The 17,290-nt window shown below is 66.1% G+C and carries 18 protein-coding genes; 5 read left to right on the top strand and 13 right to left on the bottom strand.

Going from position 1 to position 17,290, the window contains the following annotated elements:
* Positions 1–87: 87 nt before the first annotated feature.
* From yidC to rpmH, 4 genes are read right to left on the bottom strand one after another with little or no spacing between them, the layout of a single operon-like run.
* Positions 88–1,794 (bottom strand): membrane protein insertase YidC, encoded by a 1,707-nt coding sequence (yidC, locus tag WG902_RS19765; protein WP_340061917.1) that lies wholly within the window; start codon positions 1,792–1,794, stop codon positions 88–90.
* Positions 1,791–2,063 (bottom strand): membrane protein insertion efficiency factor YidD, encoded by a 273-nt coding sequence (gene yidD / locus WG902_RS19760; protein ID WP_340061916.1) that lies wholly within the window; start codon positions 2,061–2,063, stop codon positions 1,791–1,793. Before yidD ends, yidC begins: the two co-directional genes overlap by 4 nt.
* Positions 2,060–2,488, bottom strand: coding sequence for a ribonuclease P protein component (locus WG902_RS19755; RefSeq protein ID WP_340061915.1), 429 nt, complete (start codon positions 2,486–2,488; stop codon positions 2,060–2,062). Before WG902_RS19755 ends, yidD begins: the two co-directional genes overlap by 4 nt.
* 38 nt (positions 2,489–2,526) lie before the next feature.
* Positions 2,527–2,661 (bottom strand): 50S ribosomal protein L34, encoded by a 135-nt coding sequence (rpmH, locus tag WG902_RS19750; protein ID WP_145893359.1) that lies wholly within the window; start codon positions 2,659–2,661, stop codon positions 2,527–2,529.
* A 178-nt stretch (positions 2,662–2,839) separates the two neighbouring features.
* Here rpmH and dnaA point away from each other — a divergent pair, with 178 nt between their 5' ends.
* The 3 genes from dnaA (at position 2,840) to gyrB (ending at position 8,312) form a co-directional block, all read left to right on the top strand.
* The gene (gene dnaA, locus WG902_RS19745; protein ID WP_340061914.1) at positions 2,840–4,255 is read left to right on the top strand and encodes a chromosomal replication initiator protein DnaA; all 1,416 of its coding nucleotides are present in this window, start codon (positions 2,840–2,842) and stop codon (positions 4,253–4,255) included.
* 205 nt (positions 4,256–4,460) lie between these two features.
* Entirely contained in the window at positions 4,461–5,567 is a 1,107-nt protein-coding gene (dnaN, locus tag WG902_RS19740; protein ID WP_340061913.1) for a DNA polymerase III subunit beta, read from the top strand.
* Between the two features lie 141 nt (positions 5,568–5,708).
* Complete coding sequence (gene gyrB, locus WG902_RS19735; protein ID WP_340061912.1) at positions 5,709–8,312, top strand: DNA topoisomerase (ATP-hydrolyzing) subunit B; 2,604 nt, start codon at positions 5,709–5,711, stop codon at positions 8,310–8,312.
* Between the two features lie 100 nt (positions 8,313–8,412).
* Here gyrB and WG902_RS19730 read toward each other — a convergent pair whose 3' ends face one another.
* A complete protein-coding gene (locus WG902_RS19730; RefSeq protein WP_340061911.1) occupies positions 8,413–8,676 on the bottom strand; it encodes a hypothetical protein in 264 nt (87 codons plus the stop codon).
* Positions 8,677–8,849: 173 nt separating this feature from the next.
* Here WG902_RS19730 and WG902_RS19725 point away from each other — a divergent pair, with 173 nt between their 5' ends.
* On the top strand, positions 8,850–9,269 hold the full coding sequence (locus WG902_RS19725) for a DUF3597 domain-containing protein (RefSeq protein WP_340061910.1): 420 nt from the start codon (positions 8,850–8,852) through the stop codon (positions 9,267–9,269).
* Between the two features lie 46 nt (positions 9,270–9,315).
* Here WG902_RS19725 and WG902_RS19720 read toward each other — a convergent pair whose 3' ends face one another.
* The 6 genes from WG902_RS19720 to WG902_RS19695 form a co-directional block, all read right to left on the bottom strand.
* On the bottom strand, positions 9,316–9,906 hold the full coding sequence (locus WG902_RS19720) for a hypothetical protein (protein ID WP_340061909.1): 591 nt from the start codon (positions 9,904–9,906) through the stop codon (positions 9,316–9,318).
* Between the two features lie 158 nt (positions 9,907–10,064).
* Positions 10,065–11,267, bottom strand: a complete 1,203-nt coding sequence (locus WG902_RS19715; protein ID WP_340061908.1) for an enolase C-terminal domain-like protein — start codon at positions 11,265–11,267, stop codon at positions 10,065–10,067.
* On the bottom strand, positions 11,264–11,992 hold the full coding sequence (locus WG902_RS19710) for a sulfite exporter TauE/SafE family protein (RefSeq protein ID WP_340061907.1): 729 nt from the start codon (positions 11,990–11,992) through the stop codon (positions 11,264–11,266). Before WG902_RS19710 ends, WG902_RS19715 begins: the two co-directional genes overlap by 4 nt.
* A complete protein-coding gene (locus WG902_RS19705) occupies positions 11,989–12,900 on the bottom strand; it encodes a dihydrodipicolinate synthase family protein (RefSeq protein ID WP_340061906.1) in 912 nt (303 codons plus the stop codon). Before WG902_RS19705 ends, WG902_RS19710 begins: the two co-directional genes overlap by 4 nt.
* A gap of 44 nt (positions 12,901–12,944) precedes the next feature.
* A complete protein-coding gene (locus WG902_RS19700) occupies positions 12,945–13,937 on the bottom strand; it encodes a Bug family tripartite tricarboxylate transporter substrate binding protein (protein WP_340061905.1) in 993 nt (330 codons plus the stop codon).
* 43 nt (positions 13,938–13,980) lie between these two features.
* Positions 13,981–14,634 carry a GntR family transcriptional regulator gene (locus WG902_RS19695; RefSeq protein ID WP_340061904.1) on the bottom strand — a complete coding sequence of 218 codons (654 nt, stop codon included), beginning with the start codon at positions 14,632–14,634 and terminating at the stop codon, positions 13,981–13,983.
* 57 nt (positions 14,635–14,691) lie between these two features.
* Between WG902_RS19695 and WG902_RS19690 the strand changes: the two genes are divergently transcribed.
* Positions 14,692–15,447: an SDR family NAD(P)-dependent oxidoreductase gene (locus WG902_RS19690; RefSeq protein WP_340061903.1), complete on the top strand. Its 756-nt coding sequence runs from the start codon at positions 14,692–14,694 to the stop codon at positions 15,445–15,447.
* A 430-nt stretch (positions 15,448–15,877) separates the two neighbouring features.
* On the opposite strand, the gene WG902_RS19685 is transcribed toward WG902_RS19690, so the two are convergent.
* Positions 15,878–16,288, bottom strand: a complete 411-nt coding sequence (locus WG902_RS19685; protein ID WP_340061902.1) for a very short patch repair endonuclease — start codon at positions 16,286–16,288, stop codon at positions 15,878–15,880.
* An 11-nt stretch (positions 16,289–16,299) separates the two neighbouring features.
* Positions 16,300–17,280 carry a PD-(D/E)XK motif protein gene (locus tag WG902_RS19680; RefSeq protein WP_340061901.1) on the bottom strand — a complete coding sequence of 327 codons (981 nt, stop codon included), beginning with the start codon at positions 17,278–17,280 and terminating at the stop codon, positions 16,300–16,302.
* Between the last annotated feature and the right edge of the window lie 10 nt (positions 17,281–17,290).

Here is a 17,290-nt window from a genome sequence, read left to right as displayed (position 1 = left end):
AAAAAGCGGCCCGCAGGCCGCTTTCATCACCGGGGTTCGGCGCTGCGCGCGCTCACCACCGGCCTACACGACGCCATTGCGGCGCCGTTAACGGAACTTCGGCAGGTTGAATTCCGGCGGCACGCCCATGCGCACGTTGATCACCCACTGCTGCGCGATCGACAGCACGTTGTTGGTGATCCAGTACAGCACCAGGCCGGCGGGGAAGAAGAAGAACATCACGCTGAAGATCAGCGGCATGAACCACATCATCTTGGCCTGCATCGGGTCCGGCGGCACCGGGTTCAGCGCCGTCTGCAGCATGGTGGTGAGCGTCATCACCACCGGCAGGATGTAGTACGGGTCGGGCGTGGAGAGGTCGCGGATCCAGCCGATCCACGGCGCATTGCGCATCTCCACCGACGACAGCAGCACCCAGTACAGCGCGATGAACACGGGGATCTGCACCATGATCGGCAGGCAGCCGCCCAGCGGGTTGACCTTCTCCTCGCGGTAGATGCGCATCATCTCCTGCTGCATCTGCTGCGGGTTGTCCTTGTAGCGCTCCCGCATGGCCATGACCTTGGGGTTGATGGCCTTCATCTTGGCCATGCTCTGGTAACCCTTGGCCTGCAGCCAGTAGAAGGCGACCTTGATCAGCAGCACCAGCGCCATGATCGAGAAGCCCCAGTTGCCGATGAAGCCGTGCAGCTTGTCCAGCAGCCAGTACAGCGGCTTGGCCAGGATGGTGAAGATGCCGTAGTCCTTGACCAGGTCCAGGCCGGGAGCGACGCGCTCGAGCGTCTTTTCTTCCTGCGGGCCGGCGAAGAAGGTGGACGACACCGATTGCGTGGTGCCGGCGGCCACCGGCTGCAGCGTGGCGATCATGCCCGCCGCGTACAGATTGTTGTCGACTTTGCGCACGAAGTTCTCGCGCTTCACGCCGTCGGGCAGGATCCAGGCGGTGGTGAAGTAGTGCTGCACCATCGCCACCCAGCCGGTGGTGGCCTCCTTCTGGAATTCGGCCTTGTTCTTGTCGATGTCGGAGAACTCGACCTTCTGGTACTTCTGCGACTCGCTGTACACCGCCGGGCCCGTGAAGGTGCCGGTGGGATTGGTGATGAACGAGCCGCCCGAGGTGCCGGCGCCGCGCACCATCTGCATATACAGCTGCGGCGTCACCGCGGTGGCGGACGTGTTGGTCACTTCGTGGCGCACGGGCACGGCGTACTCACCGCGCTTGAGGGTGAAGGTCTTGACCAGCTTCACGCCGCCCTGCACGGGCGACTCGAACTTGACCGTCAGCTCGTTGGCGCCGGCCGGCATCGTGCGCTCGCCGCTGAACGTCATCGGCGTCTTGTGATTGGGAAAGTCCCCGCCGACCAGGCCGCTTTGCGCCACATAGACGCGCTGCGCGTTCTGCTCCATCAGCACCAGGGTGCTGGTGGTCTTGTCGGCGGTGGAGTCGGCTGCGTGCTTGAGCAGCTCCATGCCCACGATCGAGCCGCCTTCGGTGTCGAAAGTGACGCGCATCACGTCGCTGGACACGCTGATGGTCTGGCGCGGCGCCGCAGGCGCGGCCGCCGTGACGCCGGGGACGCCGGCAACCGCGGGCGCCGCCGGGCTCGTCGCGCTGGGTAACGGCACGGCGCCGGGGGCGCTACCCGGGGCAGCGGGCGCCTGGGCCGTGGCGGCAGGCTTGCCGGACGGGAAGAAGGTAGCGGACTTGCCGTTGTAGACCTGCCATTGGTCCCACAGCATCACCAGGGAAAAGCCGAAGATCACCCAGAGGATGGTGCGGCGGATGTCGGTCATGGATTTTTCTTTTCAGGAGAGAGGGCGCCCCGGCGCGTGAAGAGCCGGGGTTGGGCGGCGGGCACCGGATCATGCCCGCCTGCGCACCAGGGGTGGCAGCGCGCGATGCGCGCGGCCAGGAGGTAACTGCCCGCCGCCGCGCCGTGCTGCTCGAGCGCCTGCAATGCATAGGCGGAGCAGGTGGGCGTGAAGCGGCAGGCGGAGCCGAGCCAGGGGGAGAGGACCAGGCGGTAGGTTTTGACCAGGCCGATGAGGGCGCGGCGGATCATGGCTGGGGATCCTGCAAGCCCTGGGTCCCCGCCTTCGCGGGGATGACGAGGGAAGGCGCGGGCATGACAAGTCCCGCCGCCCGCTCGAACAGCTGCACCAACTCCCCGCGCACGACCGCCTTCAGCGCCTCGGACCAGGCGCTGGGGAATTGCTTGCGCGCGAAGTCCGCCCGCAACCGCACCACGTGGGCGGCGGCAGGCAGGCGCGGTTCGAACGTAGCGCTCACGGTGTAGATCTGGCGCTTGATCCCGTTGCGGGTGACGGCGCGCTTGGCCCACCGTTTGGGGACCACCGCGCCGATCAGCGCTTGGGCAACAGGTTCGGGAGTGGACGGCGCACGATGCAGCACGAAGTGCGCGGTCCGGGAGACGGTGCCGCCTGCCATCGCTGCCTCGAACTGTGCCCGGGTCTTCAGCCGCTGCACGGTGTGGCAGGCGCAGGCTGCGCTTGCGAAACCGGCGCTCAGGCAGCCAGGCGCTTGCGGCCCTTGGCGCGACGAGCGTTGATCACGGCACGGCCGCCACGGGTCTTCATGCGAACGAGGAAGCCGTGGGTACGCGCGCGGCGCACTTTCGAGGGTTGGTAGGTGCGTTTCATGTTGCTTCTCGGGGAAACCCGGCATTATCCAAGAAATGCGGTACCCCGTCCATCCGGCGGGCTGTCAAGTTCCTTTTGGATGACCGCGTTGGGGGCTCGGCGGCTTGTGTGGATAAGGTGTTTAGCACCTAGAATCCGCCCTCACGCTAAAAATGATAATCCACAGGAGCGCGGGGCGATGAGTGAGGGGCGACACAACAGGCTGGCAGCCGCTGCCAGCCTGGACGGAGCGGGCGACAGCCTATGGCAGGCGTGCGTCGACCAGCTCGCGCAGGAACTGCCCGAACAGCAGTTCGTCACGTGGATCAAGCCGCTGGCGGCCCAGGTCACGGACGATTTCTCCAAGGTCACGCTGTTCGTGGCCAACCGATTCAAGCTCGACTGGGTGCGGGCGCAGTACGCTGGCCGCATCTCGGCGATGCTCGAGAAGATGTATGGGCAAGCCATACAGCTAGAGTTAGCGATCACTCCGCGTGATGCGGGCAACCGATCCTACGCGGCACCGGCCGTGGCCGCCAACGCCCCGATGGCAGAGCCGGTCGAAATCCAGGACGACGCCGCGGCGGCCGCCTTCAAGACCCGCCTGAACACCGCGCTGAGCTTCGACAACCTGGTCGAGGGCACCGCCAACCGGATGGCGCGGGCCGCGGCGATGCACGTGGCCGGCACGCCGGGACAACTTTACAACCCACTATTCATCTACGGCGGAGTGGGCCTGGGGAAAACCCACTTGATGCACGCCGTCGGCAACCGGCTTTTGGCCGACCGCCCCGGCGCCAAGGTTCTCTACATCCACGCCGAGCAATTCGTCTCCGACGTGGTCAAGGCCTACCAGCGCAAGACCTTCGACGAGTTCAAGGACAAGTACCACTCGCTCGACCTGCTCTTGATCGACGACGTCCAGTTCTTCGCCAACAAGGACCGCACGCAAGAGGAGTTCTTCAACGCGTTCGAGGCCCTGCTGGCCAAGAAAAGCCACATCGTCATGACTTCGGACACCTATCCGAAAGGCCTGACGGACATCCACGAGCGCCTGGTGTCCCGCTTCGACTCGGGCCTGACGGTGGCCATCGAGCCGCCCGAGCTGGAGATGCGCGTCGCCATCCTGATCAACAAGTCGCGCGCCGAAGGCACCGAGATGCCCGAGGAAGTGGCCTTCTTCGTGGCCAAGAACGTGCGCTCCAACGTGCGCGAGCTCGAGGGGGCGCTGCGCAAGATCCTGGCGTACTCGCGCTTCAACCAGAAGGAAATCTCCATCCAGCTGGCGCGGGAGGCGCTGCGTGACCTGCTGTCGATCCAGAACCGGCAGATCAGCGTGGAGAACATCCAGAAGACGGTGGCCGACTACTACAAGATCAAGGTCGCCGACATGTACAGCAAGAAGCGCCCGGCCTCGATCGCCAGGCCGCGGCAGATCGCGATGTACCTGGCCAAGGAACTGACGCAGAAGAGCCTGCCCGAGATCGGCGAGCTGTTCGGCGGCCGCGACCACACCACCGTGCTGCATGCCGTGCGCAAGATCTCCGCGGAACGCCAGAACGTGACCGAGCTGAACCAGCAGCTGCATGTGCTGGAGCAGACGTTGAAGGGGTAGGGGCGGCCGGGTGCGGTGTCGGGGTCGCGTTCGCGAACCCGACCTACGAAACCGCAGAAGCCGGCCAAACCCCGGAACGCCCTGACCGTAGGCCGGGTTCGCGAAGCGACCCCGGCATCCCCGGCGTAACTGCTTGTGAAATAAGCGAAAATGGCGGTTTACCGCCCCGGACCACGGCGAAGCATTGAATCAATAAGAGGAAGACATGATTGTCCTGAAGGCAACGCAAGAAAAACTGCTCTCGGTCCTCCAGTCGGTGTCGGGCATCGTCGAGAAGCGCCACACCCTCCCCATCCTCGCCAACGTGTTGTTGCGCAAGACCGGCAACAACGTGCAGTTCACCACCAGCGACCTGGAAATCCAGATCCGCACGATGTCCGACATGGACGGCGACACCGGCAACTTCACCACCACGGTCGGCGCCCGAAAGCTCATCGACATCCTGCGCACCATGCCCGGCGACCAGACGGTCAGCCTGGAGTCCAGCGCCAGCAAGTTGATCCTGAAGGGCGGCAAGAGCAAGTTCACCCTGCAGACGCTGCCGGCCGAAGACTTCCCGCTGGTGCAGGAAGCGCCGTCGTTCGGCCCCAAGTTCAGCGTGCCGCAAAAGACGCTGAAGGACCTGCTGAACCAGGTGTCCTTCGCGATGGCGGTGCACGACATCCGCTACTACCTCAACGGCATCCTGTTCGTGGCCGAGGGCAAGCAGCTCTCCCTGGTGGCCACCGACGGCCACCGCCTGGCTTATGCCTCCGCCATGCTGGACGTCGAAGTGCCGCGGCAAGAGGTGATCCTGCCGCGCAAGACGGTGCTGGAGCTGCAGCGCCTGCTGTCGGATGCCGAGGGCGCCATCGAGATGCAGTTCGCCAACAACCAGGCGAAGTTTGCGTTTGAAGGAATGGAATTCGTCACCAAATTGGTGGAAGGCAAGTTCCCCGACTACAACCGCGTCATCCCCAAGAACCACAAGAACTCGGTGACCCTGGGCCGCGCGCCGCTGCTGGCCAGCCTGCAGCGCACCGCCATCCTGACCAGCGAGAAGTTCAAGGGCGTGCGGCTGAACCTGGAACCCGGCACGCTGCGCGTGGCGAGCAACAACGCCGAGCAGGAAGAGGCGGTGGACGAGCTGGACATCGACTACGGCGGCGACGCCATCGAGATCGGCTTCAACGTCACCTACCTCATCGACGCCCTGGCCAACATGGAACAGGACATGGTGAAGATCGAGCTGGCCGATGCCAACAGCAGCGCGCTGGTGACGATCCCCGAGAACGCGAGCTTCAAGTACGTGGTGATGCCGATGCGCATTTAGCGCACGTGCAACGTCGGGGTCGGCTGCGCCGAACCCGACCTACGAAAGAGGCGGGTATCCCGTAGGTCGGGTTTCGCAACGCGAACCCCGACAACTCCCGCCGCGAATGAATTCGAAAAGCAGGTTATGGCCCAAGACAGTATGACCCCCAGCCCCCTGGACGAGAACGGTGCACCGAAGTTCACCGCCACGGGCGCCCCCGTGCCCAGCGGCGATGCTTACGGCGCCAGCTCGATCCAGATCCTGGAAGGCCTGGAAGCAGTGCGCAAGCGCCCCGGCATGTACATCGGCGACACGTCGGACGGCACCGGCCTGCACCACCTGGTGTTCGAGGTGGTCGACAACTCCATCGACGAGGCGCTGGCCGGGCACTGCGACGACATCGTCGTCACGATCCACACCGACAACTCGATTTCCGTCACCGACAACGGCCGCGGCATCCCCACCGGCATCAAGTGGGACGACAAGCACGACTTCAAGCGCAGCGCCGCCGAGATCGCGCTGACCGAACTGCACGCCGGCGGCAAGTTCAACCAGAACAGCTACAAGGTCTCCGGCGGCTTGCACGGCGTGGGCGTCAGCTGCGTCAACGCCCTGTCCAAGATGCTGCGCCTGACGGTGCGCCGCGAAGGCAAGGTGCACGTGCTGGAGTTCTCGCGCGGCTTCGTGCAGAACCGCATCCTCGAGGAAGGCCAGGCGCCCGACGGCACCACCGTGCAGTTCTCGCCGATGCAGGTGATGGGCGACACCGACAAGCGCGGCACCGAGGTGCACTTCCTGCCGGACAACACCGAGATCTTCAAGGAAAACGCCGACTTCCATTACGAGATCCTGGCCAAGCGCCTGCGCGAACTGAGCTTCCTGAACAACGGCGTGCGCATCCGCCTGCTGGACGAGCGCACCGGCAAGGAAGACGACTTCGCGGGCGCCGGCGGCGTCAAGGGCTTCGTCGAATACGTCAACAAGGGCAAGCAGGTGCTGCACCCCAACGCCTTCACCGCCATCGGCGAGAAGAAAAGCGACCAGCAGACCCTGATCGGCGTCGAAGTGGCGATGCAGTGGAACAGCGGCTACAACGAGCAGGTGCTCTGCTTCACCAACAACATCCCGCAGCGCGACGGCGGCACCCACCTCACGGGCCTGCGCGCCGCGATGACGCGCGTCATCAACAAGTACATCGACGACAACGAGCTGGCCAAGAAGGCCAAGGTGGAGATCTCGGGCGAGGACATGCGCGAGGGTCTGACCTGCATCCTGAGCGTGAAGGTGCCCGAGCCCAAGTTCTCCAGCCAGACCAAGGACAAGCTGGTGTCCAGCGAGGTGCGCGGCCCGGTCGAAGACGTGGTGGCCAACAAGCTCAACGACTTCCTGCAGGAGCGGCCCAACGACGCCAAGATCATCGTCGGCAAGATCATCGAGGCCGCGCGTGCCCGCGAAGCCGCACGCAAGGCCCGCGAGATGACGCGCCGCAAGGGCGTGCTGGACGGCATGGGCCTGCCCGGCAAGCTGGCGGACTGCCAGGAAAAGGATCCCGCGCTGTGCGAGATCTACATCGTGGAGGGCGACTCCGCCGGCGGCAGCGCCAAGCAGGGCCGCGACCGGAAGTTCCAGGCCATCCTGCCGCTGCGCGGCAAGATCCTGAACGTGGAGAAGGCGCGCTACGAGAAGCTGTTGACCAGCAATGAGATCGTCACGTTGATCACCGCGCTGGGCACCGGCATCGGCAAGGCCGTGGTGGAAAGCGGCAAGAGCGGCGTCGACGACTTCGACGTGGCCAAGCTGCGCTACCACCGCATCATCATCATGACGGACGCCGACGTCGACGGCGCCCACATCCGCACCCTGCTGCTCACCTTCTTCTATCGCCAGATGCCCGAGCTGGTGGAGCGCGGCCACATCTACATCGCGCAGCCGCCGTTGTACAAGGTGAAGGCCGGCAAGGAGGAGCTGTACTTGAAGGACGGCAGCGAGCTGGACACCTTCCTGCTGCGCGTTGCCTTGAACGGCGCCAAGGTCGAAACCGGCGGCACGACGCCGACCACCATCACGGGCGAGACGCTGGGCGAGCTGGCGCGCAAGCACCAGGTGGCCGAGAACGTGATCCGACGCCTCTCCGGCTTCATGGACGGCGAGGCGCTGCGCGCGGTGGCCGATGGCGTGGTGCTGAACCTGGACACCGTGCCGGACGCCGAGGCCAGCGCCGTCGCGCTGCAGGCCAAGCTGCACGAGATCGACCGCCTCACCAACGCGGCGCCCGCCGAAGTGGCGGGCGAATTCGACGTGCGCACCGACAAGCCGATCCTGCGGATCTCGCGCCGGCATCACGGCAACATCAAGTCGTCCGTGATCACGCAGGACTTCGTGCATGGCGCCGACTATGCGGCGCTGGCCGAGGCGGCGAACACCTTCCGCGGCCTGCTGGGCGAAGGTGCCCGCGTCGTGCGCGGCGAGGGCGAGCGCGCCAAGGAGGAGAAGGTCGGCGACTTCCGCCAGGCGATGCATTGGCTCATCGCCGAGGGCGAGCGCGCCACTTCACGTCAACGGTACAAGGGTCTCGGCGAGATGAACCCGCAGCAGCTGTGGGAAACCACGATGGATCCGACGGTGCGTCGCCTGCTGCGCGTGCAGATCGACGACGCGATCGAGGCCGATCGCGTGTTCACGATGCTGATGGGGGATGAGGTGGAGCCGCGCCGCGACTTCATCGAGAGCAACGCGCTGCGGGCTGCGAACATCGACGTCTAGGCGCATTGGCCAGCCGCCGCGGCCGCATTCCTCCCTCTCCCCCTGGGAGAGGGCCGGGGTGAGGGCAGAGCGGCACCCCGTCCAGCAGGTAGCGTGACTGCTACTGCTTGTCCTTCCCGTCGCCCACCGTGGCCGTCTTCACCTCTTTGGCCTTGGCGGAAATGTCCTTGCCAACCTGCACGGCCGCGTCCTTGACCTGGACCGCAGCCTTCTTGGTTTCGTGACCGACGGTCTTCGCCGCGCCCTTGACCTTCTCGGTCACGCTGGGTTCCTGGCTGGAAGACGTGGCCTGCTGCTGTTGCGCCAGGGCGTTGCCGCCCACGAATGCGAGGGCGCAGCCGAGAGCGATGAGAGTGCGATGCATGAGAGTGCTCCTGAATTAGTGCTTATCTCTATCTGATCGTGACGCCGTCACGTGCTGTGTCGGACACGGCCGGGTTCGGTCGTCAGGCCGCTCTTGGGCGCACCCTGCCGAGCCAGCCCCGGCATACGATGGGCTTCCGGTGGCTCTGGGCTGCCTCACTTCGAAAGATCGCCATGGGCTTTTTCAGCAAGATCCTCAGCAAACTCGGCATGGACGCGGGCAACAGCAAGGTGGAGGACATGTTGAATGCCGGCATGCCTGCACGCGGCCCCAACACCTCGGTTGCGGGCGCCGGCCCGGCTCCCACCGCGGCACCGGCAGCCGCCGCGAAAACCGTGGACGTGACCGCGATGCTCGAACAGAAGGCTGCCGCGAATGCGGAGAAACTCAACTGGCGCACGTCGATCGTCGACCTGCTCAAGCTGCTGGACATCGACAGCAGCCTGACGGCCCGCAAGGAACTGGCCACCGAACTCAAGTGCCCGCCGGACCTGATGAACGACTCGGCCAAGATGAACATGTGGCTGCACAAGGCCGTCATGCAGAAGCTGGCTGCGAACGGCGGCAAGGTGCCGGCGGAACTGCTGGACTGATGTCATTCCCGCGAAGGCGGGAACCCAGGGCATTCAAACAGAGGCGCTACTGCGCCTCCTTCTTTTTCGGCTTGACCTTCAACACCGTGCCTTGCCGGGTCTCCACCACGGTCTGCGTCCCGTCGTCCTTCACCATGACGGTCTTGCTGCTGTCCTCTTTCACGGCGACGGTCTTGGCACCGTCCTCCCTCAGCGTCGCGGCCTTGGGAGAGTCCTCCTTCAGCGTCGCAGCCTTCGAAGCATCTTCCTTCGCCGCCTCGGCGTCGGGTGCGGCCTGCTTCGCCGCCGTCTTCCTGGGGCTTTGCGCTTTCGCAAGGGCCACCGCCACCGTCGCCGCCGGCGCCTTGATCACCATCTTCTCTTCTTCCGCCTGCACCACCTCGGCCAACGACTGCGGCCTGCCCACCACGGGCACCCCGCGGTCCTTGCAATAGAACCCGGTCTCCGAGATGGTCATCGAGGTGCCAGGCCCGAACTTGGCCACGACGGTGTCACCGATGGGAAGCGACAGGTCCACCGGCGTGACGGAGGTCTCCTGGATGATGGTCCCGTCGGCCTTGTAGACGCTGTAGCAGGTGGCCTGGGCCGTGCCGGCTGCGAGCAGGGCGGCGGCGATCGCCAGTGGCTTGAAGTTCATGATTCGATCTCCTCGAGTCGGGAGGATCGGCGCAGCACCTACCGGCGTCAACGAATTGGTCGTGCAAACAAGACGTTGGCGCCGGCGCGGTGACGGGCAGTTGCTTGCGGGGGACAGGCGGCGGCAAGGCGCAACTGAATGCAACGCCAACACGAATGCTAGGCGACGACGAACTCCTCCAGCTTCTCCTCGTCCACCGCGACTCCCAGCCCAGGGATCCCTGTCACCTCGAATCCGCCCCGCACCAGCTTCCATTCCGACCGCAGCGCGGCGGGGATGCGGCCGGCCAGGCCCGCCTGGAACTCGCAGGGCAAGTCGAAGCCGGCCGAAGCCGCAAAGTGCAGCGTGGCCGCCTGCATGACGTCGAGTGCTCCGCCCATGTGGGGCGTCACCGCGACGCCGCGCGCGCGAGCCTGATGCAGCATGCGCCGGCCCATCACGAAACCGGTGCGCCCGATGTCGGGTTGCAGCACCTGCACGACGCCGGCTTCCAGCCAGGGTTCGACCTGCAGCGCGGTGCGAAAGTGCTCGCCCAGCGCGATCGGCGCGCCCGGCGCGTCGCGCAGTGCGACGTGGCCAGCCAGGTCCTCGGGCAGCATGGGGCACTCGAGCCATTGCGCCGACAGGTCCCCGAAGGCCCGGCGCGCACGCGTGGCGAGCGCGGGCGTGTCGAAAGTCCAGAGGGCGTCCGCGGCCCACCACGTGAGTGCGGGCACGGCGTCCCGCAACGCCGCGAATTCATCCAGGTCCGCGTCGAGATCGCCGCGCAGGAAGATCTTGACGGCGCCGGTCGCCTGTCCGGCCCATTCGTGCAGGAGCGCAATGCGTTCCTCGCGGGTCGGCGCCCGCGCACCCGACAGATAGCAGGGCAGCACGGCCGGCACCTCGGCCGCGAAAAGCCCGCTCACCGGGCAGCCGGCGCGCCGCGCCAGGGCGTCATGCAGCGCGATGTCCAGCGCCGCGACGGCGTCCTGGTAGTGGCCGGCCAGGTAGCCCCGGCAGCGCTGCGCGTCGTACAGCATGTCGACCATCGCCTCCGGCGAGGCGAAGTCCCGGTCCCGCACCAGCTCCGCCACGAAGCCGTTGGCCAGCGTGCAGATCACTTCGGGCGCGATGGGGCAGGTGGCTTCGCCCCAGCCGACGGTGCCGTCGGCGAGTTGCACGCGCACCAGCGCGGTTTCGACCTCGCGCGCGTACACCGTGCGCCAGGGCGGTGAAAACTGGAAGCGGCCGGCCGGGGCCGCTGCGGCATCGTTCTTCAGGAAGCCGCGCCAGTAGTCCGGGCCCGGCACGCGCACATGCACGCTGCGCAAGTCAAGGATGCGGAACGCCGGGTCGTGCAGGAGGGAAGAGTTGTTCACCAGGACGCCTTCAGCAGCATGAAGATCGCGGCGCACCACATCAGGACGGCGGCCAGCCGGCGAAGGCCGCGCACCTGCACGCGACGCGCCAGCAAGGCGCCGCCGAGGAGGCCGACGCAGAGGGCAGCACTGCTGCCGGCCGCCAGCAGCCAGGGCACGTCGCCGAGGCTGGCGAACGCCAGCGTGGCGCCGAGTGCGATGGGGATCTGCGCGACCTGCGCCAACGCGACCCGGTCCCGCAGCGACATTCCCGCCCACGCCAGCATCGGCATCGCCACCATGGGGCCGGACGTGCCGGTGAGCGCCGAAGCGAAACCGGTTACCAGGCCGCCACCGGCCGCTGCGGGGCCGGCGACTTCGCGCTCTCGGCCCTGCCGCGGCCACTCCAGCCATTCGGCGATGCCCGCCGCCGTGAAACCGAGCGCGATCAGGACCGTGAGCACGCCCTCCACCGTCGCCTGCACCGCGAGCGCGCCCAGCACCGCGCCCGGCGCCGCGGCCAGCAGGAAGCCGCCGCGTCCGCGTGCCGAGCCGGGTTGGCGTCGCCACAGCGCCAGTGAGACGACCCCCGAAGCGAGGAAGGCCACCGCGGCGACCACCACGCCCTGGCGCACCGACGCGCCCTCCAGCAGCATGAGGATGGGCACCATCAGGAAGCCGCCGAGGCCGACGGCGCCGATCAGCGCGCCCACCGCGGCGACCAGGACGATGGTGGCGAGGCTCACTTCGACTGCGGCAGCGCTGCGAGGCCAGCCGACAGGCGCTCGACCATCTGCGTGCCGAACTCGTGCGGCGACACGCAGGGATGGCGCGGATGCACTTCGGCGATGCCGGCACGGCGCGCGAACAAGCGGCGGCCGTAGCAGAGCATGTGTTCGGGGTTCGCCATCAGGAACGTCAGCAGCGGCAGGATGTCCGCGTGCAGGCGGTCGCCCTCGCTCACCGACGCCGCATCGCCGGCAATCTCCAGGTCCCAGCAGCGCGCCAGCACGTCGGTCAGCTCCGGTGCGGGGATGAGGCCCACGCAACCGGCCGCCACGCTGGCCGGCAGCTCCAGGCCGCCGCGGCCGTTGAATACCTTGAAGACGCCCTGCGTGTCCTCGATCAGGCGGCGCACGTACAGGATGGGCCCTTCGCCCTTGAGCAGGCAGACGTTGGGGTGCGCGCGGTGCAGCTCCAGCAGGGCCGACGCGGACAGCACGATGTCGAGGTTGACCGGGTTGTTCTGGATCGCGATGGGCAGGTCCACGCGGTCGGCGACGGCGCCGAACAGGCGCACGAATTCGCGTTCGGGCACGTTGCGGATGGCCGGTGGCTGCAGGATCAACCAGTCGGGACGCAGCGCGGCTGCCGCGCGGGCGAACTCCACCTGGCCGTGCTCGCTGGGCTCGCTCACCGTCACGGCCACAGGCACGCGGCCGGCCACCGTCTCCATCGTCCACTCGACGATCTGCATCTTCTCGCGGATGTCGAGCTTGTTGTATTCGCCCACGATGCCGAGCAGCGCGATGCCGTGCACGCCGCCGGCGATGCAGGCCTCCACCTGGCGCACGAAGGCCGTGCGGTCGAGCGCTCCGCGCTCGTCATAGAAGGTATAGAGCATCGGGTAGATGCCATGGAAATCGGTGCGCAATGAAACTCTCCTGTCAGGGTTCGGGGTCGCCGGGTGGCGAAGGTTCAATCGATGCGGGCGCCGGAGGCCTGCACCACGCGGGCCCAGCGGGCGATCTCGGTGTCCATGAAGGCGCGCAACTGGTCGGCGCCGAGCGGGCGCACGTTCATGCCGGCACCGGTGAGGCGCTCGCGCACGCGCGGCAGCTGCAGCGTGGCCTGCAGCTCGCGCGACAGGCGCGCCACGTGGTCCGGCGGCGTGCCGGCCGGCGCGTAGAGCGCCACCCAGCTGGAGATGGAGAAGTCGGGATAGCCCAGCTCCACCATCGTCGGCACATTGGGCAGCGCGGGCGAGCGCACCTCGGTGGTCACCGCCAGCGCCTTGAGCGCGCCGGATGCGATGTGCTGCTGCACGTTGGGCAGGTTGTCGATGATCATGTGGATCTGGCCGACCAGCAGGTCGCCGGTGAGCTGGGCGTTCTGCTTGTAGGGCACGTGCGTGAGGCGCGTGCCGGTGACCAGCTTGAACAGCTCGCCGCCCAGGTGCTGGCTGGTGCCGTTGCCGATGGAACCGAAGTTCAGCGCGCCGGGCTCTGCCTTGGCCTTCGCCACGAGTTCGGCGACGCTGTTGACGCCCAGCTTGGAACTGACGACCAGCACGTTGGGCACCTCCGCGATCATGCCGATCGGCGTGAAGTCGCGGCGCGGGTCGTAACGCAGGTCCTTGTACAGGCTGACGCTGGTGGCGTGGGTGCTGACGCTGCCCAGCCCGATGGTGTAGCCGTCGGCCGGCTCCTTGGCCGCAACCGCCGTGCCCAGCGTTCCGCCGGCGCCCGGCTTGTTGTCGATCACCAGCGGCTGCGCCAGCGCCTGCCCCATGGGCTCGGCCACCACGCGAGCGGCCAGATCGGCGGTCCCGCCGGCGGCAAAGGGGACGATCACGCGAATCGGCTTGGACGGATACGCCTGCGCTCCCGCGGCTGCGCACCAGCACCAGAGTGCGGCCCCGATGAATCCCACCACTGCGGCGCCGCGGCGCCGCGCAATCCCACGGTTCATGTCGTCTCCTGTTTGTGTGAAAGTTCTGCTGCGGCGCCCGTGTTCAGACGCCGATCTGCCGGCGCATCGCCGACGTGATGTGGTCCTCGAGCAGCCGTGCCGAGCGTTCGCGGTCCCGCGCTTTCAACGCAGCGAGGAACTCCATGTGCTCGGACAGCGCGGCGCTCGCGTACTGTGCGGGGCGGAAGTCGTAAGCCCGGCCGATGAGGCGCTGGCGCTCGCGGTTCTGCCGGTAGATGTCGCTCATGAGCTTGCTGCGCAGGGCGCCCACGATCAGCTGGTGCAGCGCCCAGTCAGCCTGGGCCGCGCGTTCGATCGCCTCGGCGTCCGGGTTGGTGGCGAGCGCGTCCAGGCAGGCCCGCGTCTCACGCTCCAGCCCTTCGAGCGCCGCGAGGTCCGGGTCCTCGATGAAGCGCCGCATGCCCTCCAGCTCGATCATCAGGCGCAGCTGGTAGGCCTCGCGCACGAAGTCCAGGTCGACTTCCATCACCTGGATGCCGCGCTGCGGATGCACGCGCAACAGGCGGTCGCATTCCAGCCGGATCACGGCATCGCGCACGGCGGCGATAGGGCAGTCGAAGCGATCCGACAGCTCCCGCAGCGACAGCATCCGGCTGGCCGCGAAATCCCCACGCAGCAGGGCGGCCTTGATGTCGACGTAAGCGCGTTCACGCGGAGACCGCTCGGGTTCGCTCATGTGCGCATGCTAGCATCACACTGTGCGCACAGCAACCTCCAACATGGAAAAAGAGGCATGAATCAACTCGATCTGGCAGGCCGCATCGCGGTCATCACGGGCGGTGCCCGCGGTATCGGCTATGCGGTGGCGGAACGCATGCTGCGCTCGGGCGCGGGCGTGGCGATCTGGGACCTGGACGCACAGGCGCTGGCGCAGGCCGGCGAGGCCTTGTCGAAGCTGGGCCCGGTGAGCACCCACTCCGTGGAGCTCACCGAAGAAGGCGCGGTACAGCAAGCCGTGGATGACACCCTGGCGCGGCACGGCGGCCGCATCGACATCCTGGTCAACAACGCCGGCATCACCGGCGGCAACGGCACGACTTGGGAGCTGGATCCGCAGACGTGGCGGCGCGTGATCGAGGTCAACCTGGTTGCGCCCTTCCTGACCTGCCGCGCCATCGTGCCGCACATGCTGCGCCAGGGCTACGGGCGCATCGTCAACATCGCCTCGATCGCCGGCAAGGAGGGCAATCCCAACGCATCCCACTACAGCGCGTCGAAAGCGGGACTGATCGGGTTGACCAAGTCGCTGGGCAAGGAGCTGGCCACCAAGGGCGTGATGGTGAATGCCGTCACCCCGGCCGCGGCGAAGACGGCGATCTTCGACTCGATGACCCAGGCCCACATCGACTTCATGCTGTCCAAGATTCCGATGGGCCGGTTCCTGCAGGTCGACGAGGCAGCTTCGTTGATTGGGTGGTTGGCGTCGGAGGATTGTGCGTTCAGCACCGGTGCGGTGTTTGATTTGTCGGGGGGGCGGGCTAGCTACTGAGCCGACGGATAGCGCATCAGCCACGACATCACCTACGCGCGCCGGCCGCGGCGTCGAACTAGGTGTGCAGGAACGACGTGCTCGGGGAGATCGTCGGCTCCAAATGAGTCAGCCGCACTGTGGCGCAGAAGCTGGTTGCGGGAGCGCGCTGGCTGCTGAAGGAGAGGCTGTCTGGGCTGGCCTGAGTCGTCACCGGCCTGATGGCCAAGCGCACATCCCCAGCAGGCACGTCGGCCGCCTGGGAGACCTGTTCGGCGGAGTGCTCGATGGTGGCGGCAACGCTGCTGCGGCCGGCGGCCTCGAGTCTGGGGCGCGACGACGTCCCCATCCTGAATCGTCGGCAGTTAAGTCCAGCCACTTTCTGCCCTCCATTTTGGAACTGCTGTAGTGAGATGCGCGACCCGCCTGCTAACGGCATGCTTCGGCCTCTTTAATGGCTCAATGAAAACAATTCTCGAAGCCTTCTCTCCAGCCGGGACTCGTCGCCCGTTTCGCACTCCCATACCTCGATCACTCGCCACCCGCGGTCTTCAAGAAGCGCACGATTTCTTGCGTCACGCGCAACGTTCGAAGAGAACTTAGCTTCCCAGAACTCCCGGCGGGTTTTTGGTGTCGCGGCAAGTCCGCAGTCATGCCGATGCCAGAAGCAGCCGTGGACAAAGACGACTGTCTTGTACTTCGGAAACACCAGATCAGGTCTTCCTGGAAGGTCTTTCCGGTGGAGTCTGAAACGCAGTCCGAGTCCGTGAGCGAGGGATCTCACCGCCCTCTCGGGGTGCGTGTCCTTGCCGCGGATGCCGCTCATCATGCGGCTACGGGCTTGTGGGCTTACGATATCCACTCGGTTTGCCCTTACGTTGCTCCCTGAGGAAACCCCTGTTTCACGGCCTCAAGTATTTCGTCCTGTCCCAAGCCGGGAAGATTGGCGAAGTCAACTGTGTACCTCAGCGCCACGACGCCTGGGGGCAGCGTGAAATCGTCAGGCAGACGCGGGAACGCTTGGTCTACTTCCAGGATTAGAGAGCCAAACTCCGATTGAAAGCGGATCAGCTCCCCGGTTCGACGCATCTCATCAGACCACCCGAGCTGAACAAGCTTCGCCTGGAAGTCATCAGAAGCGCTTGGATCTCTTCGTAAGGCGTCTGAAATTGCATCAATCCGAGTAGCAACAGTAGCAGGCCCCGCGAGGGACTCCTCCAGGAGCACCGAGATAACGATCAGCTTTCGCCCCACCGGTACCCGTAGCTGATCAACCCTAGAGATCTCATGCTCATGCCTGCGCTTGCGGGTTGTCTTGCATTCCACGTGAATGTGTTCTCCGACGAAGTCATGTCGTTCTTGGAGGGGACCGCTCCAGTTGTACACGGCACGCGTTCCTATTGCGGGAATCATGATGTGCTCCAGCGCGAGAAGTTCCCCATAAAGCCCCACTTGAACGGATTTGTCCATGCCAGGCTGCAACGCCTTCCATGCGCTATGCCAAGCGCGAATCGTGGCGAAGACAAGTTCCCAGGGTCGACGCCCTTGATCGTGCATCCCGTTCAATATCTCGACGCATAGGGCGGAGAAGATGCTCGCATGACACGGCGCGGTGAACAGGTCGAGATAGTCTCCAAGGCCTGTGAGTATGCGATGTCGAACGCGCAGGCCACGAAGATCCGGTGGTCGCTGAGGCGGTGGCGGCCCGTCTACCGGAACCAGAAGATGGAGATCACCACGATGGTCCATGCCGTACATAACGCCGTGCAGAGCTGCATGTGATTCAGCCGGCTCGGTTTCCAAACCGTCGTCGCTCAGCGGTCTTCTGGTGCGCAGCCTCGCCCAGAGCTCCATCGTCGGCCCA

It is taken from the genome of Ramlibacter sp. PS3R-8, from assembly GCF_037572435.1.
Taxonomy (GTDB): Bacteria; Pseudomonadota; Gammaproteobacteria; order Burkholderiales; family Burkholderiaceae_C; genus Ramlibacter.
The sequence above is the reverse complement of the archived record's forward strand: the minus strand, read 5'-3'. Positions and strand labels throughout refer to the sequence as shown.